The 22,221-nt window shown below is 67.4% G+C and carries 13 protein-coding genes; 5 read left to right on the forward strand and 8 right to left on the reverse strand.

From position 1 onward, the window contains the following. Positions 1 to 173: 173 nt before the first annotated feature. From KCQ71_RS04565 to KCQ71_RS04585, 5 genes are read left to right on the forward strand one after another with little or no spacing between them, the layout of a single operon-like run. On the forward strand, positions 174 to 1,787 hold the full coding sequence (locus tag KCQ71_RS04565; RefSeq protein WP_223403318.1) for an ABC transporter substrate-binding protein: 1,614 nt from the start codon (positions 174 to 176) through the stop codon (positions 1,785 to 1,787). 2 nt (positions 1,788 to 1,789) lie between these two features. Next, positions 1,790 to 2,254, forward strand: a complete 465-nt coding sequence (locus KCQ71_RS04570) for a nuclear transport factor 2 family protein (RefSeq protein ID WP_223403320.1) — start codon at positions 1,790 to 1,792, stop codon at positions 2,252 to 2,254. Next, positions 2,254 to 3,204, forward strand: coding sequence for an ABC transporter permease (locus KCQ71_RS04575; RefSeq protein WP_223403322.1), 951 nt, complete (start codon positions 2,254 to 2,256; stop codon positions 3,202 to 3,204). The genes KCQ71_RS04570 and KCQ71_RS04575 overlap by 1 nt, the downstream gene beginning before the upstream one ends. Next, a complete protein-coding gene (locus KCQ71_RS04580; RefSeq protein WP_223403324.1) occupies positions 3,201 to 4,163 on the forward strand; it encodes an ABC transporter permease in 963 nt (320 codons plus the stop codon). Before KCQ71_RS04575 ends, KCQ71_RS04580 begins: the two co-directional genes overlap by 4 nt. Beyond that, positions 4,160 to 5,797: a dipeptide ABC transporter ATP-binding protein gene (locus KCQ71_RS04585; RefSeq protein WP_223403326.1), complete on the forward strand. Its 1,638-nt coding sequence runs from the start codon at positions 4,160 to 4,162 to the stop codon at positions 5,795 to 5,797. The genes KCQ71_RS04580 and KCQ71_RS04585 overlap by 4 nt, the downstream gene beginning before the upstream one ends. 1,201 nt (positions 5,798 to 6,998) lie before the next feature. On the opposite strand, the gene KCQ71_RS04590 is transcribed toward KCQ71_RS04585, so the two are convergent. From KCQ71_RS04590 to KCQ71_RS04625, 8 genes are all read right to left on the reverse strand, one after another. Beyond that, positions 6,999 to 7,649, reverse strand: a complete 651-nt coding sequence (locus tag KCQ71_RS04590) for a DUF7002 family protein (protein WP_223403328.1) — start codon at positions 7,647 to 7,649, stop codon at positions 6,999 to 7,001. 731 nt (positions 7,650 to 8,380) lie between these two features. Further along, positions 8,381 to 9,142: an 8-oxoguanine DNA glycosylase OGG fold protein gene (locus tag KCQ71_RS04595; RefSeq protein WP_372453925.1), complete on the reverse strand. Its 762-nt coding sequence runs from the start codon at positions 9,140 to 9,142 to the stop codon at positions 8,381 to 8,383. A gap of 155 nt (positions 9,143 to 9,297) precedes the next feature. Continuing rightward, positions 9,298 to 10,545 carry a hypothetical protein gene (locus KCQ71_RS04600; protein ID WP_223403331.1) on the reverse strand — a complete coding sequence of 416 codons (1,248 nt, stop codon included), beginning with the start codon at positions 10,543 to 10,545 and terminating at the stop codon, positions 9,298 to 9,300. Between the two features lie 160 nt (positions 10,546 to 10,705). Further along, on the reverse strand, positions 10,706 to 14,023 hold the full coding sequence (locus KCQ71_RS04605; protein WP_223403333.1) for a helicase-related protein: 3,318 nt from the start codon (positions 14,021 to 14,023) through the stop codon (positions 10,706 to 10,708). Further along, positions 14,020 to 15,786, reverse strand: a complete 1,767-nt coding sequence (locus KCQ71_RS04610; protein ID WP_223403335.1) for a phospholipase D-like domain-containing protein — start codon at positions 15,784 to 15,786, stop codon at positions 14,020 to 14,022. Before KCQ71_RS04610 ends, KCQ71_RS04605 begins: the two co-directional genes overlap by 4 nt. Then, positions 15,773 to 17,032, reverse strand: coding sequence for a DUF6361 family protein (locus tag KCQ71_RS04615; protein ID WP_223403337.1), 1,260 nt, complete (start codon positions 17,030 to 17,032; stop codon positions 15,773 to 15,775). Before KCQ71_RS04615 ends, KCQ71_RS04610 begins: the two co-directional genes overlap by 14 nt. Positions 17,033 to 17,306: 274 nt before the next feature. Beyond that, entirely contained in the window at positions 17,307 to 20,978 is a 3,672-nt protein-coding gene (locus KCQ71_RS04620; RefSeq protein ID WP_223403339.1) for a heparinase II/III domain-containing protein, read from the reverse strand. Between the two features lie 189 nt (positions 20,979 to 21,167). Further along, positions 21,168 to 22,172 carry a LacI family DNA-binding transcriptional regulator gene (locus KCQ71_RS04625; protein ID WP_223403341.1) on the reverse strand — a complete coding sequence of 335 codons (1,005 nt, stop codon included), beginning with the start codon at positions 22,170 to 22,172 and terminating at the stop codon, positions 21,168 to 21,170. Between the last annotated feature and the right edge of the window lie 49 nt (positions 22,173 to 22,221).

Below are 22,221 nucleotides of genomic sequence, written 5' to 3' on the forward strand. Positions count from 1 at the left end.
ACGAGCATCCTCGCTGGCTGACTCCTTCCCGATCCGACGTCGCCCATTCGTCTCACCTCGTCTCAGATCGTGAGCATCCCGCCCCCTTCGTTGATCGCCCTGTCGGTTCTCCCTAGCGTGACCGTTGACTGCGCCGCCCTCACTCGGCGTACCCCCCACGCATTGGAGCACCCTTGTCACGCAGACGTGCCCTGCCCGCGATCGTCGCGGCTGGCCTCGCCCTGACCCTCGGCCTCGCGGCGTGCAGTGCCGGGGGTGACGAAGGCGGCGGTGGTGGTGACTCGACCACCGGCACCACGGGCGAGCCCCAGGCCGGCGGCACCCTCACCTTTGCCGCGTCCCAGTCGCCCGGTTGCCTCGACCCCCAGCAGCTGGCGCAGGCCATCACCATGACGGTGGGCCGGCAGATCACCGACTCCCTCACCGTGCAGGACCCCGAGACCGGTGAGATCAAGCCGTGGCTGGCGAGCGAGTGGGAGGCTTCCGCGGACGGCACCGCGTTCACCTTCACCCTGATCGAGGGCGCCACGTTCTCCGACGGTGCCCCTGTGAACGCTGAGGCGGTCAAGGCGAACTTCGACGGCATCGTCGAACTTGGCGCCCGGTCGCTGCTCGGGTCGACGTACCTGGACGGGTTGGTCAGCACCGAGGTGGTCGATCCGCAGACGGTCACGTTCACCTTCGACGAGCCGAACGCGCAGTTCCTGCAGGCGACGGCCTCGATCACGCTCGGGCTGCTGTCCCCGGCCACGCTCGCGCTCACCCCGGAGGAGCGCTGCGCCGGTGACCTGATCGGGTCCGGGCCGTTCGTGCTCTCCGACTACGTGCAAGACGAGTCGATCACGCTGACCAAGCGGGAGGGCTACGACTGGCCGAACGCGCTGGCCGAGCACACCGGTGACGCCTACCTGGACACCGTCGTGCTGCAGCTCATCACCGAGCCGGCGGTGCGGACCGGGTCCCTGCAGTCGGGTCAGGTGCAGGGCATCCAGGACGTGCAGCCGGTGGACCAGGACCTCTTCGACGGCGGCGAGTTCAGCCTGCTCACCCAGGCCAACCCCGGGATCGTGACCGGGTTCGTCCCGAACACCCAGCGCCCCGCCATGGCCGACCCGGCCGTGCGGGACGCACTGCAGGTCGCGATCAACCGGCAGGAGACCGTCGACACCCTCTACAACGACCGGTACCTGCCGGCCACCTCCGTGCTGGCCGGCACCACCCCGGGCTACCTGGATCTGACCGCCGAACTCGCATACGACCCGGAGACAGCGATCGAACTGCTCGACGGCGCCGGCTGGGTGGCGGGCGCGGACGGGATCCGCGTCAAGGACGGTGAGCCGCTCACGCTGAGCCTGCTCGGCGGGGGACCGGAGTCCGCCCTCGTGCAGCAGCAACTGGCAGCCGTGGGAATCGACCTGCAGATCCGGCAGGTGGACGCCGCGCAGTACGTGGAGATCCAGTCCAGCGGCGACTACGACCTGGCCGGCTACAACCTCACCCGCGCCGACCCGGACGTGCTCAAGGCGATCTTCTCCACCGAGTACACGAACGTGCCCCGGCTGGAGGCGAATCCGCTCGATGACACGCTCGCCGAGATGTCGGTGACCCTGGACACCGACGCCCGCAACGAGCTCGCCGGGCAGGCCCAGCAGACCATCATCGGCGAGGGCTACAACATCCCCCTTGTGGAGCAGTTCCAGGTGTTCGCGTTCAGTTCCGACGTGCAGGGCATCACCCTTGAGGCGTCCACCCGCCTCAGTTTCTACGACACGTGGCTGGAGAACTGAACATGACACTGACCCTGCAGGAGATCTCCGACCGGATCGAGATCACCGACACCATCACCCGCTACTCCTACGGCCTGGACCAGCGCATCTGGCCGGAGTGGGACCGCACCTTCACCCCGGACGCGGTCCTGGACTTCTCCGCCGTCGGGATGTCCGAGCACAGCCCGGCCGAACTGCGCGCCATCTTCACGCAAGGCGACGCGACCCGGATCCCGGTGGGCCAGCACCTGCTGCACAACACTGTGATCGAGGTGGACGGGGACCGCGCCACGGCCCGCTCGGAGTACACCATGACCACGCACTCGCGCACCGAGACCGAGGGCAAGGCCCGCCGCGTCCAGGGCGGCGGCTGGTACTCCGACGAACTGGTCCGAACCGACGCCGGCTGGCGGATCACCCGCCGCACCGCCAACTCCAAGTGGATCGACGTGGTCGAGGTGGACTGGGCCGCACCCGTGTCGGACTGATGGGCCTCTACCTGCTGCGCCGCCTCGGGCAGGCGGCGGTGGTGCTGTGGGCGGCGTTCACGGTCAGCTTCGTGATCTTGTACATGCTGCCCGGGGACCCGGTCGCGATCATGCTGAACCCGGGCGGCCAGGCCACCTACGTCGACCCCGAGGCTGAGGCGGCGCTGCGCGCGGAACTGGGCTTCGACAAGCCGCTCATCGAGCAGTACTTCACCCGGCTGATCGCGGCCGTGCAGGGGGACTTCGGCACCTCGATCCGCACCGGTGAACCGGTCCTGAACTCCCTCGGCGGCGCGCTGCCAGAGACCCTGAAACTGGCCGGGGCGAGCCTGCTGCTCGCGATCACCCTCGGCATGGCGCTGGCCCTGACCGCCACGTTCATGCGGGCGAAATGGCTGCGCGAGGCGCTGCTGTCGCTGCCGCCGCTGGCGATCTCGCTGCCGGGGTTCTGGGTCGGTCTGATGCTGCTGCAGGTGTTCTCGTTCGGGTTGGGATGGTTCCCGGCGTTCGGGAACGACGGCGTCGCCTCGCTCGTGCTGCCGGCCATCACCCTGGGTGTGCCGACCGGCGCCGTGGTGGCGCAGGTGCTCGCGAACTCCCTGGGCGCGACCTGGCGGCAACCGTTCGTGGAGGTGGCCCGCGCGAAGGGCGTCAGCCGGCTGCGCACCCACTTGGTGCACGTGCTGCGCAACGCGGCCATCCCGTCGCTGACCATCGTCGGGCTGATCGTGGGCAGCTCCCTGGCCGGCGCGGTGGTGGTGGAGACCGTGTACTCGCGCTCCGGCGTCGGCCGGCTGCTGCAGGGCGCCGTGGCCGAGCAGGACATCCCGATGGTGCAGGGCCTGGTCCTCGTCTCGGCGGTCGCGTTCGTGGTGGTCAACCTGCTCGTGGACCTCACCTACCCGCTCGTGGATCCAAGGATCACTACCCGACGGCGGGTGGGCGCGTGAGCGACATCGTCACCGTTTCCGCGGCGGAAGAGGGCAACGTCGGTGCCTCCGGCGCCGCAGGCGCCGCAGGCGCCGAACCTACTCGCGGCACCGGCGGCCGCAGCGGGCCTGCAGAACCCAGCCTCCGCCGTCGAGCAGGGTCTGGGGCCGTTGCGGCATTCCTGCGCCCCGGGCTGATCCTGTCCGTCCTGGTCCTCCTCGTGGTGATCGGGTGGGCGTTGGTGCCGACCTGGTTCACCAGCGTCGACCCGCTCACCGGCGTGCCCGCGGAGAAGTTCACCCCGCCCGGCGCGGCGCACTGGTTCGGCACCGACGAGACCGGCCGGGACCTGTACGCCCGCACCGTGCACGGCGCCGGGCTGTCCCTGCAGGCCACCGTGATCGCCGTCGCCATCGCGATGTTCGTGGGCACCACGATCGGGATGGTGTCCGGGTTCGTCGGCGGCGTGGTCGACGACGTGCTGATGCGGGTGGTCGACGTGCTCCTGGCCATCCCCGGGCTGCTGCTGTCCCTGATGATCGTGGCCGCCCTCGGGTTCGGCACCACGAAAGTCGCGATCGCGGTCGGCGTGGCCGGGATCGCGTCGTTCGCCCGGGTGGCCCGCGGTGAGGTGCTGCGGGTGCGCAACGCCCCGTACGTGGAGGCGGCGTTCGCCTCCGGGGTGCGCTGGCCGGGGGTGCTCGCCCGGCACGTGCTGCCCAACAGCGCCGGGCCGCTGGTCTCCCTCGCCACCCTGGACTTCGGCACCGCGATCCTGTCCGTGTCCGCGCTGAGCTTCCTCGGCTACGGGGAGATGCCACCGACGCCCGAGTGGGGCGTGCTGATCTCCGACGGGCGCAACTACCTCGCCTCCGCGTGGTGGCTCACCACCCTGCCGGGCCTGGTGATCGTGGCCGTGGTCCTCGCGTTCAACCGGATCAGCCGCGCCCTGAGCGCGTGGAGTGGGGGAGAGCGATGACCGCGGTGCTGACGATCGAGGGCCTGCGCGCCGGGTACCGGACCCGGGACGGGTTCACCGAGGCCGTGCAGGGCGTGGACCTGGAGTTGGGCGCCGGGGAGGTGCTCGCCGTGGTGGGGGAGTCCGGCTCCGGGAAGAGCACCCTGGCGCAGTCTGTGATTGGGCTGCTGCCAGGGAACGGTGTGGTGACGGGTGGGCGGATCCTGCTCGGCGACCGGGACATCACGGCGCTGGGAGGGCGGGCCATGGACCAGGTCCGCGGCGCCCAGATCGGGCTGGTGCCGCAGGACCCGGGGGTGTCGTTGAACCCGGTGCACCGGGTCGGCCGGCAGATCGCCGAGGTGCTCAAGGTGCACCGGCTCGCCCGCGGGGAGGCGGCTCTTGCTCGCGCCGTGGAGATTCTGGCTTCGGTCGGGATTCCGGATCCGGAGGTACGAGCCCGCCAGTACCCGCATGAGCTCTCCGGCGGGCTGCGCCAACGGGTGCTGATCGGGATGGCCCTGGCCGCCCGGCCACCGCTGGTGATCGCCGACGAGCCGACGTCCGCGCTGGACGTCACGGTGCAGCGGGTGGTCCTGGACCACTTCGCGCGGGTGATCGCCGAGACCGGGACGTCGGTGCTGTTCATCACCCACGACCTGGCCGTGGCCGCGGACCGGGCGGACCGGATCGTGGTGATGCAGGGCGGGCGGATCGTGGAGACAGGGCACGCGCGGCAGGTGTTGACCGACCCGCAGCACGAGTACACGAGGGTGCTGCTCGCGGCGGCGCCGTCGCTGACTGGCACTCGGCTGATCGGGACCTCTCCTGCGCCGGGCGAGCGGACGCCGTCGGGCGCTGTTGAACGCGAGCCGGCGCTCGAGGTGAGCGACCTCGTCAAGGACTTTCCGCTGCCCGGGCGGCGGGAGCCGCTGCGGGCGGTGGACGCGGTGTCCTTCACGATCCCGGCGGGGTCGACGTTCGCGTTGGTGGGGGAGTCGGGGTCCGGGAAATCGACCACCGCACGGATGGCGACCCTGCTCGAGCGGCCCACGTCGGGCCAGGTGCGGATCGCCGGTCGAGACGTGACCGGGCTGCGCGGGGAGGCGCTGCGGCAGCTGCGGGCCAGCGTGCAGGTGGTCTATCAGAACCCGTACGCGTCGCTGGATCCGCGGTTCAGCGTGGAGCGGATCATCGCCGAGCCGTTGCGGGCGTTCCGGGTCGGGTCCTCCTCGGACCGGGCAGCGCGGGTGGCGGAGCTCTTGGATCAGGTGGCGCTGCCTGCGTCGATGGCGTCGCGGCGGCCTGCGGAGCTCTCGGGCGGGCAGCGGCAGCGGGTGGCGATCGCGCGGGCGCTGGCGTTGCGGCCGGATCTGGTGGTGCTGGACGAGCCGGTGTCTGCGTTGGATGTGTCGGTGCAGCAGCAGATTCTTGAGCTGCTCGTGGACCTGCAGACCGAACTTGGGCTCAGCTACCTGTTCATCTCCCACGACCTGGCCGTGGTGCGGCAGGTGTCGAACACGGTCGGGGTGATGTGGAAGGGGCGGATCGTGGAGGCTGGGGCGACGCAGGCGCTGTTCGATGATCCGCAGCATGAGTACACGCGGGAGTTGTTGGAGGCGATCCCGGGGCGGGGTGCTGGGGCAGTGCCGTAAGCAGGTCACCAATCTTGGCTCCAGTTTGGAGGAAGCGGAAACGCCCATGCCTTTGGTCGCGGTCACGATCAAGCGTCGGTCGTGGCGCTCGGCAACCCAGCCGAGGACGCGTTCGTCGGGCTCGGTGTCACCGGTTAGCGGGTGACGGTTTAACGGCCGAAATGAACGTTCGGACGACCATCTCGTTGTGGACAATCGTGGAGTCAGCGAAAATCTCGTCGGGAGGAGGCGGCATGCGGGCGGCACGGTGATCACCAAGAGTGCCTCGTGGGCAGCTCTGGTAGCCGGCCCGGCGCACCGCGCCAGGCAAATGCATCGACCCGGACCGCGAATCAGCAGCGCACGCTCGACCAGCTCGACGCCATCGGGACCAAGACCGCTGCCGAGTAGGTACAAGAAGTCATCGCCGAGGACGCCGCCTGTAGCCGTATGTCTGAGGGTCGGGCGAATGAACTACGACGCGACGTGCGGGCACCGAGAGTCGGACCAGTCAGAGGGCGACCGTCGGCTGCCGCGGCCGGAATCAAGAAGTGCGGCCAATCTGGCTCACACTCTCGCGGCCTTCCGGTACGGTCACGTTCTGTGAAGCCTTGGAAGGACGACATCGTGGAGTCAGTTCGGGCGTTGGGCGGGGAGGCGGACCTGTCCGAGATCTACGAACGCGTCGCTCAACGGCGAAACCCGCTGCCGAAGTCTTGGCAGGCGATTATTCGCAACGCAATCGAGTCCCATTCGTCCGACTCGGACAACTTCCGGGGTGAGGACCTCTTCTATTCCGCCAAGGGCCGGGGCGGCGGACGATGGGGCCTCCGATGAGCGGACAGCCGCGAACGCTCCCGCAATGAGGGTGTTGTCGGGTAACGGCGCTCAGACACCGGCGGAGGGACCATTCCCGACCTCGATGCGATCGGCGACCAACTACTGGACTTCCACCGAGTTTTCGACCTGGTGCGCAGCCGACGTTGGAGGTCGCCCCGGAGCGTGCCGCATTGCGGCTGCGCCGAGTAGTCGCGGAGCTCAGGGACGCGATGGACCGGTCTGACCTCGTCGCAACCGGGGACGCGCCTACTGACATCACCTATAGGCGGTGTTAGTGCTGCGGTGACCTGGCATTGACCTCGAGGGCGTGGTGCGCGAGGTCCACCAGTCGAACATGATCAAGTTTGACTCGCGGGGCGCAACCTTCTGCGGGTGGACGAGGTCACGGAAGGATCGTCTCGACGAGAGTTCCTTGGTGCCAGCGCGCGACGTTAACGACCGAGGGCGCGACGTCAGCCTGACCGCACACCGTGAGTTCCCGGACTGCGTCCTTGCCGCGCTTCCGCCTCCATGCCTCCCACGGGTACTGCTCAAGTGGCGTAAAGATACTTGGCCCGCGCTTAGGCATGTTCGGCACATGGATGGATCCGGTGTTGTATGGCGCGAGTTCCACGGCAGGGTGGGACTCGAGGAATATCGCAGTGTCAAGCGTCAAGACATGTTGTGGGTGTGTTCGGTACATCCGCGCGCGGAGTAGACGTTGAAGGTCGCTCTCGTTTACGTGGAAGAACACCCGGGCGTTGAGGGCGTTCAGGTAGTCCTGTTCACTCACTCCTGGTTCTAGGCAGACGCTGAGGAACTTCAATGGTCTCTGGTCGCGTACGGTCGCTTCGGGGAACCCTGCTCGGGTCAACACGTGGCTGGTGCGTCGGACACTGTCCAAGATCTCAGCGCGGACGTGGACCGGCGGCCGGTACCGGTCGAGTAACGCCCGAGTGCTGAGCAAACCGTGCTCTCGAATGGAAGGCCACGAGCCATCGGCCGCCGTATGGAAGAGCCGCGGGTACTTGGCTATGAAGTCGGATCGTTCCATGAGCTCCTACTTGTGTCAGCGTCGGACGGCGCACCAAGCCCGAGAGCAGAGGATGCCGCGTCCGGAAGAAGTTGCGGTCAACGAAACCGCGGCACCGGGGGCGCTATCGACGTCCTCGAAGAACTGTAGCGTCCCGGTGAGTTGCTTGTTCCGGTAGGCCTCGGGGTGTTGGACCGAGATGTGGTCCGCGGGCAACGCGCCATCCGTCCGAGTTCAGCTGGCGGAACGGCGTCGGATCGTCCAGTGGAATGACGCGACGGGACGCGCTCAGGCAGCCAGTCCTTGTTTGCTCGTGGGCTCCCCGGGCTTTCGCAGTACTTCACCTGGAAGACGTGGTGGCCATCCCACGACGCGCCCACGATGCCTGCACCTCAGCCGACGTAATCCCCGTAAGAGTCGCGTTTCGACCGTTGTCCGTGCCTGTACCGAGGATCGTGGCGTCGGGTCCGTAGTGGCAGATGAGTACGGATTTCACCATGCGCTCGAACTCTTGCGCACCGAGTTCCTCGATTGCGTAGCGCACAGTTTCACAACCGCCCTTCGGAGGTATTGCATCACATCGCTCAAGCGATCTTCACTTCCCACGGTAGCGATTCTAGGTGAGGCCCGGTGGACATTGGGGCCTACAACTGGGGCATCTGGGAAAACGCGCCGTCTCAGCGGGCAACGCGTGCGCTCGCCCAAGAGGCATTGTCCTGATCCGGAAGGTGGTCGCCCGCGAACGTCACTCGTCAGCGACCAGGCCGATTCTGCCGAGTAAACAGGGCCCGTTCGATCTCGTCGGCTTGCGTCGGAATGCCGGACTTGGTGATGGTCTCTGCCCACCGGTGCAGAAGATCTACGTACTCCGCGTACATGTCCGTGTACCAGTTGTAGCTGCCCCTTGGAATCGTGGACCAGCCTGCTTCGTGCAGGGACGTCGCCACACGAGCGTCGAGGATGAGACACCTGTTGGCGACGGTTCCGGCACCCGCGAAGTAGAGGTACTTCGTGAAGAAAGCGGGTCCGAGTGAGGGGATCATTCCGCCACCGCGTCTGATGAGAGTGCCGTACGCCTCACGGGGATTCCCGCTACGGGCCGCTCTGGTCGCGTCGCGCAGCAACCTGACGTTACGGCCTCGGGCATCGCCCTTCACAAAGGCATTGATTCGGTCCAGGTTGTTGCGTCGGCTCGTGCCGCTGCCCCACGAGAGCACGTGCCACAATAGCGTCAGGTATGGCGCGTCGTCCTCGGGATCGTTCGCAAGCGGCTGAGCCAACCGGAACAGATCCGACCTCGTGAGGCGCGCGACACCGTCGGGCTCCTGCGGCGTGAGAATTATGGTGTAGTCGCCCTGCACCCGATCCAGGTTCCTGTCCCACCATTGAGTCCCAAGTTGGGATTCGTCGAACCCATGCCGATCGATTACGTTTATGCGGTCCCCCAGCCATGACTTCACGTATTTTGGCCAGACCAGATCGGATGGCGGAGCGAACCGTGTTTCTGTCGTCATCTCAATTATCTCCAGAGGTCAGTTCCGCGCTCGCCGTACCGCCGAGTTCGGAGATCGGGGTTTGTGGATGTGACGAACAGGGCTCGTGCCCCGTCAAGCCTGAGTGTCCCGTTAGTCGAGATCTGCGTCGGTTCGGACAGGTGGGTGGTGGAACGTCATGACGATTCGGCGTCGGCCTCCTCGTCGTCACCACGCCGGCGACGAGCCCGCTCGGCAAACTCGCTCGAGAGCCGATCCGTCGCGGTCTTGGCCCGGTCGAGGGTGTCATGACCGAATCGCTTAGCGGCATCAACGCCCTCTGCTCCGGTCTCGAGCACGTTGTCCCTGACCTCAGCGGCCGCCTCCACCCAGCGCTTTGCCTCCATTGAGCGCTGATCGCCCTCGATCCCGAGCCGATAGTGGAAGTCAATGACCGCGACCGAGACGTGGTTGCTTGAGTGCACTACAGCCCTGGCAGGCACTGGCTGAAGCAGTACCTTCCTGTTGGCGGCGCCGGCCGCGGTGTTCATGCGTGAGATCAGGCGCTCCGTGCTGCGCGAGATCACGTCTAGGCGCTTCTGCCGTGCGGCTTTGAGTGCGATGCGATGCTGGTCCAGGTCCTCGGGGAATGCGTCTAGAACGCGGTCGAGCTCAAGTACGCCGATCGCCTCTTGCAGTTGGAAGCAACGAGCCAGAATCGTCAACCACTCCTGAACCTTGGCCTCGGCTTCTCTGGTCGCCTTCGCGAGATCCCCGAGTTTCGTCTTTCGCTCAAGTTTCTCCGCGATCGCATCGAGCTGACGCAACGCATAGGCCTGTGTCCGCGCGATCGTTACCGAGGTGGACTGCACTTTCGACCACGTGACCTCGGAGACTTTGCCCACTTGCTCCCGGATGACCATGGCCTCGTCGATGACGAGGTCCACTCCGATCATGTCGGCAAGCACCGAGTCTTTCTGGGCCCGAAGTACGTCCTCGACCTTCTCGTCGATCGTGGCGAGGTAGTCGGCGATGTCGTCCATGGTCTGCTGCATCGCGAGTTGCGACATGAGAGCACCGGCGCTTGCAAGACTTGCCGGGTTGAGCAATGTCGCGCTCCTCACGATTTCGAGGATCTTGGTCGTCTGTCCGTTCTGAACGAGGACAGCACGGCCGACGTCGGCCGTCGAACCCCTCATGAGCTGACCGGCCTTGAGCGCCCTGGCTGAGTCTTCGGTCAATTTCACCCAGCGTCCCGAGTTGGCTGCGAACTCAGATCCTGCGTGCAGGGCGCCCGAGCCGGCGCTGAGTTTTGGTCCGAGTCGTTTGAGTCCGAGGTCCCGCGACGCCAGCCCTTGAGAGGAGAGAAACCGGTCGATGACCGCTGGATCGCCGAGGATCGCCACGCCATCGCCGTCGCTGATGAGTTCAACTTCGTTGTTCAACTTCGGCTCCTGGGTAGTGGGAGAAAGGTCACTCTTAGCATCAAATGCTTCACCGATGAGCTTGCGCCGTGTGGCGGCTCCACGGTACCTGCGATGCAGTTGTCTTCACCGAGTTTGTTGTCTGATTACGATCCGTATCTGACCGCCGCACGGTGCCGGTCTAACCGCCTCGTCGCGGCGGGCTCAGGTTGATGCGAATCCCCCCAAGTTCCTCCCGCAGCCCTGGCCCAGCGTCGGCGAACACGTAGTTGAGGAATTCGTCCTGGCGCGGCTGTCCGAAGGCGAGCCGGTACATCGCCACGCTTGCGAGCAACGGGTCGATCCTCGATCGCTCCCGGGTGTAGGGGGTCAGGGGTAGGTGCCGCTCGATCATCGCCCGGTCCTCGCCCAGCGAGGCCGGCGCGAAGACCCAGAACGGGATCATGTCCGAGTCGCCCTCGCCGCGAAGTTCCTCCGCCGAGGCGAACAGTTCCCGCCACGGCGCGGGGCCGGTCGGAAACGGGACCGAGCGGGCCACGTTCTTGCGGACCGCGTGACCCTTGTACCGGTGCACGCGTCCCTCCCGCTGTTCGAGGTCCACGGGGTTGCCCGGCAGGTTCCAGTGGGTCACCGCGTGCGAATACACGTGGAAGTCGAGGCCCTCCTGGCCCACGGACGTCGTCGCGAGCACGAACGGCCAGAACGGCGAGTTGAACGCGAGCGCCACGGTCTCGGCGCGCTGCTCGGCCTTCTCCTCGGTCGATTCCGAGCCGTATCGCATCGCGAAGTGCCCGCGTAGCGGGATCTGGTGCCACCGGAGTTCGGATCCCTCGCCGTCCGTGGTCATCACCGCAGGGCGGTACACGGGGGTGCGCAACCGCAGCACGGCGAGCACGTCATCGGCGAGGTCGGCCACGGCGGTGTCCGCGTCGTCAGTGCGATCGTGCCCCCGGTTCTCGACCAGCGTCGCCACGTACTCGTCGATCACCGACTGCAGGTTGCCCTCGGCGCAGTAGCGCAATACCCGGTGCCAATAGTCGTCATCGCGGGACCCGGAGGAGTCGATCACACGTGTGCCCTCGGGTGAGTTGAACAAGGTTCGGAAGCCGTCGGACGCCCTCACCGCGGCGCCGACGATCGCTTCGTCGGACGCTCTCGGCAGCACTCGTTCGAAGGCCCGGATCAGCACGGGCACCGGTCCGGCGAGGCTCGCCAACGTGACCATGTCCACCAAGTCTGCCGGCACCGGCGGCAGTTCGCCGACCCCGCCCCGCGCGACTTCCCAGAGCCGTTCGAGCTCGGCCCGGTGCTCGGCCAGCAGGCTGCCGTCCTCCTCGGAGTCGTCCTCGGCCAGGCGGACGCGGTGTGGGCTGTCGCCATCGAGCAGCACGCCGACCAGCGTGTACCAGGCTGTCGAACCACCACCGCGAGCCACCACCGGTCGATCGGCCACCAGGGGCTCGATCGCTGCCGATACCTGGCCCCGGACGTGCTCGGTGACCGACTCGAGCGTGGGCTCCACTCCGTCGGCGCGCAGGGCCACGGACGCGGCGTACGGGTCGCCGAGCCGGGCCAGCGCGAGCGCGGGAACCACGAACTGCAGGTTCGCCATCGACTCGGTGTTCGGTGCGAACCTCAGGTGTTGAACCGAGCGTCGGGTCGCGTCGTAGTCGTAGGTCGGAGCCCCGACGGCGGAGGCCGCCTCGTGTAGCCGTCGTTCGCTCTCGTAGGTGGTGAGCGTGGCGACCGCGGTGGGCACGAGATTCCACGAGGAGAAGACCAAGCGCTTCGTGAGCCGACGCGCTGCTGGTACCTCGAACGGGCCGCCGGCCCGGTAGTAGGCCAGGGCCGGGGGGAGCCACAATAGTCGCTCAGCGCCGGCGTCCTCGAAGAAGGTCGACCAGAGCTTGGTCAGACCGGAGTGAGCGGGTTCGATGCGCTCGTAGATGCGCATCTGCTCCCACGGCAGCACGGCGGCCGACTTCTGCAGTTGCGAGGCCAGGACCGCGTCCACGGGCTGTTCGGCAGATCCCGCATCGGGTCCGACGAGTTCCCGGAGGTGTCCGGCCAACTTGTAGCCGTGCGCGCCGAGGTAGGAGAGCGTGTATGGCGCCGATTTCCAGAACTCGACGATGTCCAGGTCGTGCATCGTCGAGTGCTGGGCGATGTAGGCGGCGGTCCTCGACGCGGCTGCGTACTGCTGCAGCGCCCCCGGATCGGGGATCGCCAGATCTTCGCGCACCTCCCGGAGCATGCCGTCCCGGTCGGGCGTGGCGGCCAGCCGTTCGGTCCGGACCATGACCCGCCGCAGCCGAGCGCTCACGGCATCGGCCGCCGCCCGGGCCGAAGCCACGCCGGCCGACGCCGCGTCGACCAGCGCGCCGCGAAGCCGCGCGAGGTCGCGGCGCAACTCGGCCGTCTCCCGGTCGCGGTCGGCGCCCGGGAGCCCATCCGCCAGGAACGAGTACGTAGCGAGGAAGTCCGCGTAGTGCTCATCGCCCCCGGTGGCCGACTCGGCCGTGGTCGTGTGCATCACGTACGGTGTCGCGGAGAGCATCAGCACCCGCGTGGTTCTCTGGAAGTCGGTGTGTTCGAAGGAGAACAGGTGGCTCGCGATGTCGGCGGCGTAGCCCGCCGCGCCCGAGGTATCGCCGTGGAGGATGTCCCGGAACCGCTGGAACTCGTCGAGCACCACCATGTCCGGGCGGAGCAGATACGCGCCGGTCATCGCCAGCGCCTCCCGGAGTTGACCGATCAGGCGGTTGCGTTCGTCTCGGGTGGCTCGGTCAGGTTCGGCGTCACGGGCGTACCTCGCCGCGATCCGGTGCAGTACGGTATCGAGGTCGTCCAAACCCTCGCGTGCTCGCTCCGAGTTCACCGCATCGACCTGGTTGCCGAAGATCTCCAGCGCCTCGTCCGAGAGGTCACCGCTCCACTCGGCCTGATCCCGGATGCGGGCCTCCGGTGACTCGTGCCAGCCTGGGCCGATACCGCCGGCGAAGATCCGCCAGATGCCACGGCCGCGGACGCGGTGACCGCCCCATAGTTGCTGCAGGGCTCGCAACACGGCGGCCCTCTCGGTCCAGATCCCTCCAGTGCTGCCCAGGTTCAGGGAAGTGCCGGGTGTCAGAGCGATCAGGTTGATCGGCCGGTGCTCGCGAGCCGAGAGTTTGAAGGCCAGAAGCGGAAGCCGTTCCGTTCGGTGCTCCACGGGAACCCCGGTGGGGGCGAGCTTGCGGAGGTTCTGCGCCGCGATCGCACCGTTGGAGCAGATGTAGACGATGTCGACCCGTTGATCGCCGGTGTTCTGGAGGTGCTCGATCGTCCGGGCGATCACCCCACGCGCCACCATCGTCTTGCCCAAGCCAACCTCGTCTGCCACCAGGAACCGCGACGTGGCCTGCGCACCGTCGCCGAAGAGACGCCCGAACGCGTAGTCGGCGGTGTCACGTTGGAAGGTACGCAGGCGCGAGAGTTCCTGGTCGACGTCGATCCTCATCGGGCACGCTCCGCCGGCACGAGGACCGAGATTGCGTCCCAGAGGTCGACGAGGGATTCGTCGCTCAGTTCCGGGTGGTTTCGCACCACGTCCATCAGACGCCCCACCGCTTGGAGTCGCTCGGGATACCTGACCGCCGCCCGCAGCATCATCTCGAGCAGGGGCAGAGTCTCTAGATCGGTGCGTTGCTGCGCTCGGGAGGCACGCTCGAGTTCCTGAGCGATGCCGTCGAATTTGTCGTGCGCCTGGTCGGCGAGCAGCATCAGCAGGTACCGCACGAGCCTCGCTGGATTGGAGATCAGGTGCGCCAGCAGGCGGTCCTCGCGGTCGTCGGGTGCGTTCACCAGGTCGCAGGCGAGCACGAACTCGCTGACCTCGCCATCGAGCCCGATGCGGACGGCGAGGAACGACGTCAGGCCGGTCAGGCCGGTGCGGCTGGTGAGCGTGAGGTCGGTCCCGCTGATCGTGCTCCACTCGGGGACCGTCACGGGACGGACCTCGAGCGTGGCAGCACCCAACGGGGGGAACGGCTCGGTCGCTGCGTAGGTGACCGAGTACCAACCATCAGATTCCGGGTCGACCGTCGCCGTCACGCGGACCTTGGCGATCGCGTCCTGGAGGTGCCGCAGCGCTTCCTCGGCCGGTGTCTGCGCCGGTACCGGTTCGGACCAGGTGTGCGGCAGCAGCATCTGGCGCAGGGTGGGTGCCTTCTCGTCCAGCCAGGTGCGGACGCCGACCTTGTAGGTGGGACCGACCATCTCCAGAAGCACCTCGGTGTTCTGACCGAACGCGGCGCCGGTGGCGTTCGCGCTGCCCGCGAACACGTGCGTCCGACTGCCGGGGACATCGTGCACGAAGACCTTCGCGTGCAGATCCGTGAGGACCTGTTCGCCGGAGTCGTCCACGAGGTTCGGGTTGATCACGAACGCCGGCGGGCGCCGCGTCTCGTCCCTGCCGTCGAATGCCCGGTCGAGTTCGTCTGCGCGAGAGACGATGCTGAGTTCCCGAGTGCTCTTCTCGACGCGACTGACGTACCCGGGGGACAGGAAGGGTGCCATCACCAGCGCGCGGTTCGAACTCTCGGGGAACGGCCAGGCGCCCGCGTCGGTGTCCCGGAACCCGATCGGGTGCAGTCGTAGCGTGTCGAAACCGGACGGGGCCCCGAACCGCGCCGCAGCGACGGACTCGGCGAGGCCTCGGAGGTTCTCGGCACGCTCCGGCGTCAGGCGGGCTGTCGAAGGCAGGTCCATCAGGTCGTGCAGGAGCTCAGCGACCTGGGGGAGTGGTTGCCCCTCGTCGGACTGTTCCAGGCAGACCATCGTGTCCCACGAGCGGTCGAAGGTGAGGTTCCGGGAGGCGACGAGCACGCGGTGCGTACGTACGCCGTCGTCCGTGGTGAACCGGATCAACCACAGCTTGGGATGGAAGGCCCCACCACGCGGCGCCGAGACAGGGACCACCGATCCTTCGAGGAACCCGAGCACGCCGGAGACGGCGTTCCTCGGTACGGCGATGCGCGCCGCGTCGGCGAACAGGGTGATGCTGCGGGCGTGGCGACGCAGCGCCTCCAGCAGCGCCAAGGGCGTCTGTTCCTGCGCCGTCCCGGCTTCTTCCGTAGTGGCGCTCAGGGCGAATGCGGTGGGCACCGCGAGCAGTGCCGCGAGATCGAGCGTGTAGGAGGTGCCGACCGCGACGTCGAGTCGGTACCCGGCTGGTGGTGTGAGCGACTCAAGCAGGGTCACACCGGTCTCAGGACTGAGCATCGGTCACCTCCAAGGCTGCCACGCAGTCTCTGATGTGTGCGGAGGCGACTCCCCAACGGAAGTCCAGCCGATCCGCACCGACGAGCTCCCCGTTCCAGGCGAGCAGCGGGGAAGGATTCGTCAACCGCGCGGACGACTTCTTCAGCGTCGCTTCCCGCATTCGGATGACATGGCCGAGCGTCTCGTCGGTGAGGGCTTCGACCGGGTCGCGTACCGCACGGGTGGACCACGTGGTGACGAACTCTCGCATCGCGGTTCCGATCCGCGCACCCTGGTCTGACAGCGTCTCGAACATCACCGGGAGCCGATCGAGCCAATGTTCGACGGCGTCGCTCTCGTCGTGCATCTCGTTGGTCCAGTCGGCGAGTCGAGCCTCGAGCAGGTCGCGGTTGGCTGGCGTCTCGCCGGTTCGAGCTGCTCTCGCTTCGAACAGCAGACTCAGGTAGCGCAGACGTGCGCCCTGGATGACGAGTGAGAAGCCCCAGGCGAGGTCGACCAGGTCGCGAAGGTAGGGCGATAGGACCACCCGATCGACCTGCCAGGGATAGTCCGCCTCGGCCTGCACGGGCTCTCGTGCGATGCGGGCGAGGAGAGTGGGTTCGGCCTCGGCGTCGAGGCCGCTGGACGGAACGCGGGTCTGGGCCATCTTCGCGAGGAGGTATTCGGCCTCGTCGGCCGTCGGGAACACGGACAATGGTTCTTCGGGAAAGCCGTCCGGCGGTGTCGGCAGGGTGTCCCAGACCAGGTACGGGGTGGCCTGCCCGTCATCGGTCCGACGAGTCTGCCGGTGTTGCAGGACGACGTCGCGAGCATCCCCGCGGGTCAGGCGATCGGCGAGCCTGATCTTCCACGCCGCGGTGCCGCTCCAGTAGATCGTGGACGGCAGTTGTTGGATGTTCGCTCCGCGGTTGCGGCCGATGATGCCGACGGTTTCCAGGCTGTTGCCGGCCTTGAGCGCGTCGATCGTGGCGACCTCGGTGTCCCTGAGCCAGCGGTCGTACTGATCGCGCGAACGGGGGCCGCGGGCCGCGACGTGCTGCATCGCCCACGGCACCAGGAGGAAGTATCGAACGCGGGTGTGCAGGGTGGAAGTGCCCGGAAAGAAGAGGTTCGCGAACCCGTCCCTGATGGTGCCGATCCCGAGCGAGTCGAGCGTGGTCGGTTCCTCCAGGGCTCGGACTAGTTCGCGGGCTCGGCGGGACTGCTCGGCGTCGAACTGCAGCCAGGTGAAGGTGGATGTGCTCATGGCTGCGGGTGACTTCTTCCTCTGTCCGGGATGGCAGTACCGATCCTGGCAGTCGGGACCGACACGCGCTCGGCTTCGGAGCAGGTCACACGCGCACCCTCCCGGCTTCGAGGAAGTACTGCGCTCGGATCGACGGAGGCTCCTAGTCGTACTGGTTCTCCACGGTTGTGGTGATGGGTGCGGGCACGGCCTGCAACCTACCCACCCTACGATCGCGTTCCTCGGGTTCGGCTCGACACGGATCGCCATCGCGGCGGGTGTCGCCGGGATCGCGTCACTCCAGAAGGCGCCACGGCCCGTTGGGGTTTCCCGGCTGTTCGTTCCGTGTCCACCACGTCGCCTCGTAGCGGTGCCCTTGGTGCTCCACCACGTCGCCGGCTATGAAGATCCTCGTCGACGTCCAGAGCGCGGTGCCGTCGCTCGTCGTTGCGACCTCCTGCCATGGGCCGTACGCGTCGCCCGGCTGCTGGTTCTGCGTCCACCAGGATGCCACCCACGTGCTGTCGCCGGAGGCGACCAGGTCGCCCTGTGCGTACTGCGTCCGGGCGTCCCAGGCCGGCGGCGCCGGCACGGCGTCGGATACCGCTGAGTCGCAGGACTGCTCGACGGTGAGGTTCTCGAAAGTGCTCGCCGTGGAGGCGTACAACCCGACCCCGCCGCTGCGGACCACGGTGTCCCTCGCTTCCGCGACCTCGACGCCGTTCAGGGTCGCGACGATGTGATCGCCCTGGATCGTTGCCCCCAGTTGGACGGGACCGGTCAGAGGGTCGCTGATGGGCACCGACGCGAGCGTGACCGGACCGGACCGGTGTGCCTCGCGAATGATGCCGAGGTACTGGCTTCCACGGCTTGTTCGGCCGAGGTGGATCCGGTACCCGTAGGAGTCCGAGGTGTCGCGCAGCGAGATGCCAGCGCTGCCGGTGTCTCCAGTGATCGTGACGGTGGCCTCCGCGACGTAGTCGCATTGCAGTGAGAAGCGCGGGGGCAGTGTCGAGCTGGCCAGCACGTGGGCCCAGCCGTCGACGGGAGTCAGGTTCAACCGGTCCGAGGTCACGGACACCTCACCCGCGATTCCCTGCCAGTTGGCCTGATCGAGCCCCTCGCTGATCGAGATGTTGTCGAACGTGGCCGCACGGCGATGTGTGTACGCGGCAGCCCCACCCGACGGCAGCTGGGAGTCGTCCGCGGAGATCGACGTGTCGCCGACCGTGGCGACCAATTGGCTCCCGATGGCGGACACGGTCATCGTGTACGGGTCTGCGGAACCGAGCGGCAGGGCGGACTCCGCGAGCGTTGTGGATGTCCCGTTGTAGACCTTGACGAGCTGCAGGGTCACGCCGGCCGAGGAGGTGAGGACATTGGCCCGGTAGTAGTTGCTCGAGTCGTGGTAGCGGAAGACGAGACCGGTGCGAGCGGTCCTCTGGCCACTCGTGCCAGGGGCGATCTCGGCCGTGATGATCGCGTCGTTCGGGACCTCCTGCTGCGCGGCGAACGACTGCAGGTCCGCAGTCGAGGACTGTGCCAGCGCACCGGACTCGCCGTCCGGCGCCCAGGCGCCCTCGACCGGCGTCCAGCCTTCGAGGGAGCCGTCGAAGGCATAGACGGTGCTGTCGAGACTGGCGTCGGCGAACTCCTCGGTCAGGACCGGGCTCACGGCCGAGGTCTCCTCGGTCGTGACGGTGACCTGGTCGCCGTCCCGGGTGAACGCCGCCGGGCTACCGTTCACCATCACGACGCCCGCGTCCGGAGCGTTGATGGTGATCGTTCCCGTGTACGGATCACCGATCGAGATCTGTGCCGTGGCGCCGAGCAATTCCACGCTCACGTCGGAGACGACCCCGGAGGCGGTGAGGACGGCATCACGACCATCGAGCAACTGAGATCCCCTGGTCAGGGCGTACCTCGTGAGCTCACCGTCCTGGCTGCGCTCGAGATAGGCGGTCTCGGCGTCGGTCTCGGCTTCGCCGAACGCTCGCGTTGAGGGCACGTCTTCACGCGAGAGGTAGAAGCGCCCGACGGCGTCCGGCAGGTCGATCTGCATGGCGGTAGCCGTCGAGTGGGTTACGCCGGGCAGATCGATGCGGGTCGCCGTCGTCGCGGGCGCCGGACCGGCCGCGCCGGGGACCACGACGGTGTCCAGCCCGGTCGCGCCGCTGGTGGACCAGTCATAGGACAGGAAGTCGACGTCCGTGAGCACCTCCTCACCCACGCTCACGGCGCCGTCGTCGTGGACGGTCGGGACGAGGTCGACGCCCTCCGGCGTCACCGGCACGAGTTGCACGCCGGCAACGGGATGGGACCCGGGCACGGTGTCGAACCCGATCGTGGCGACGTTGGTGCTCGGGTCGACCGCGACCGGGTCACCGGGGAAGTGCCACAACTGCCGATAGTCGTGCGCCGCGGTGTCACCCGTCAGGCTGTCGGAGACCACCCAGAACCCAGGCTTGACGAAGTAGACGACCCGATCGTGGACGACCGGCTGGTAGCCGAACGCCTCACCCTGGTAGATGTCGAGGCCTTCGTTCGTCCGCCACAGCGACATGCTGCGGGTGGCGCCGGCGGCCTGCGGGACGCCGTCGACCTCGACCGTGTTGTGCGCCTCGGTCGTGTATCGCATCCATTCGTTCGTCGGCGTCGGGCTGTAGTCCCCGACTCCTGGATCGACGATCAGCGGACGACCGTACGCCGCCATCACCAGGCTGAGGTCATCCGGGTGCCGGTGCGAGCGGGTGTAACTGGAGTTCTGGTTGTTGATCAGCATGTACTGGGCGTCGGCGTCCCATCCGGAGCGCTGGACTGCGAAGCTGATCGGGAACAGCGTGGACGGCAGCGTTGGCACGGTCCCCTCGGTCCGACCGGAGGCGACCCAGGCGAAGTCGGACCAGGAGTTGCGCTCAGCGGCCCTCCGGATCGTGCCGATACCCGCGTCGATATTCGGGGAGTCACCGATCAGGGCGGGCTCGAGATTCGGCTGCCGGGTCGCGAACAGGGAGTCCGCGATCCAGTCCGACCACCGCGGGATCGGAGCTGGAAGCGTTCGCCCGTTGGCATGCGCCACCTCGAGCAGAGTGTTGAGCAGGTCCGCGACGTACGCCTGATAGTTGAATGCCGGTTCCCGGTATACGCCGTCGCCTTTGATGTAGGCGTGCATGAACCGCTCGACGGAGCGTACGGCGAACCACTCCCACGAATACGATGCCGAGAGTTCGGGAAGATAGATCGCCGTCAGGTAGATGGAGCGGGCCATCGACAGGTACCAGTTGTTTCCGACATGGCGCTGCAGTGCGTCCACGAGATGATCCGTCGTCGCGTGCACACCTATTAGGTACGCAGTGAGATCGCTCGCCTCGATGGTCGGCTCCGCCCGGAACACCGCGAATGCCGCGACGAGCTGTGACAGCCGCTTCGCGCCGGAGAGGTTGCGGTTCGTCGCCCAGGTCGGATTGTCAGCGAAGAAGTCCAGTGAGATGTCCATCCAGGCGGCCGCATAGGTCGACCGGAGCTGCGGGTCATCCTCGTTCTGGTAGGCGCGCGTCAACTTCCCCATGAACGAGAGATCGCTCATCAGGACCTGCGCGCCACCCGGGGAAGCTTCGGTCCCGCCCCAGAGGTCCTGCCAGTCGACGTCGATCCTTTGCTCCGCGTGGTTGTAGAAGTCTCGGGTCTCGGCGCCGAACCGGAAGGTGCCCGCCGCGAGCTCATCGGCAGTAGCGTCCCCGATCCCCGACCCTGAGACCGGAAGCTCGATGCCGGTGCGGTTCGCAAAGTGCAGCTGGAGCTCATCGGCAGCCCCTGCCTCATCGCCGGCGGCGAGGTGTGCCGCTACCGGTGCGAGTTCCGGGCGGGTCAGGTCGAGCAGTTCGCCGAGATCCGACGTCTCGTCCGCGGCGGCCGGCGCCGACGGTAGGCCTGTCGCGACCATAGCCAGCGCGAGTGCCGCCGCCATTGTGTGGAACCGACGGGTCGAAGTCCTTGAGGAGATCAACGGTGATCCTTCCGCTATACGACGGGCGGCGTAGCCTCCGTCCCACGATGACGCATCGTTGCGTCACGGTAGGGGATGGCGTTGTCGCGGGTCAAGGCCCGCGAACCGGAGGGTGCAACCTGTGCGCTGGCGTGGTCGAAGGTTCGGCGGTCAGCGCGAGGGCGGCGCCGTGCTTGCGCGCACAATGATCTGGGGTCGCGACTCGATGACGCCGAGGGTCGTGGGCGTGCCCTCGAGCAGCGCCGCGACCTGGTCGACCGCACGAACGCCCAGTGCCCGCATCGGCAGTCGAACCGTCGTCAGCCGCGGCCTCACGATGTCAGCGATCTCGGCGTCATGGATGCCCACCACCGAGAGCTGGCCCGGCACCTCGACCCCGTGGTCCGCCGCAGCCGCCAGCAGACCGGCGGCGGACATCACGTTATTGACGACGACACCGGTGGGGAACGTGCCACTGGATCGGATCGCAGCGAACCCGAGACTGCCCGCCTCAACGCCGAACCCGGTGAAACTGCCCGCTCGAGGTCGCCGCCGGGCCTGCTTCATCGCCGTGACATACCCGTCGTACCGCGCTGCCGAGGTCCGGCTCTCGTCGAGGCCGCCCACGAACCGCACGTCGGTGTGACCAGCCTGAAGAAGGAACTCGGTCGCCATCCGGCCGGCCATCAGATCATCGACGGCGACCCAGTGGCTGTGCGGGTCGGACTGCTGTTCCAGCAGCACCACCGGCGTCGGCCGTGCGCGCAGGTGTGCCAGCACGTCCCCGTCGATCAGACCCTCATGGCGCAGCAGGATCGCATCGATCGATCCCTGGCCGAGCAGCCGCGCGAGGAAGGGGCTGCCGGAGCGCATCCAAGCCGTGTCACCGAGCACCACGGCCCAACCGCGGGCTTCGGCCGCCTCGTAGATGCCGAGCAGCAACTCCTTGTACACGGGGTTCTCGAGCCCTTCGACGACCACCGCGATCGTGCCTGCCTGCTGCCGCCGAAGCGCCCGCGCCGCATCATTGGGCACGTACCCGACCTCGGCGATCACCGCCTCGATACGCGCCCGAGTCTGAGCGCTCATCCGGGTGTGTGTGGTCCCGTTGACCACAGCGGACACCGCAGAGGCCGAGACCTCAGCCCGGCGTGCGATCTCCTTCAGCGTGGCCATCCGCCTGATGATAGGCCGTCACCACAGGCTCGGGCGGCTATCCGAGATC

It is taken from the genome of Occultella gossypii (genome assembly GCF_019947135.1).
In the GTDB taxonomy this organism is placed as follows: Bacteria; Actinomycetota; Actinomycetes; order Actinomycetales; family Beutenbergiaceae; genus Occultella; species Occultella gossypii.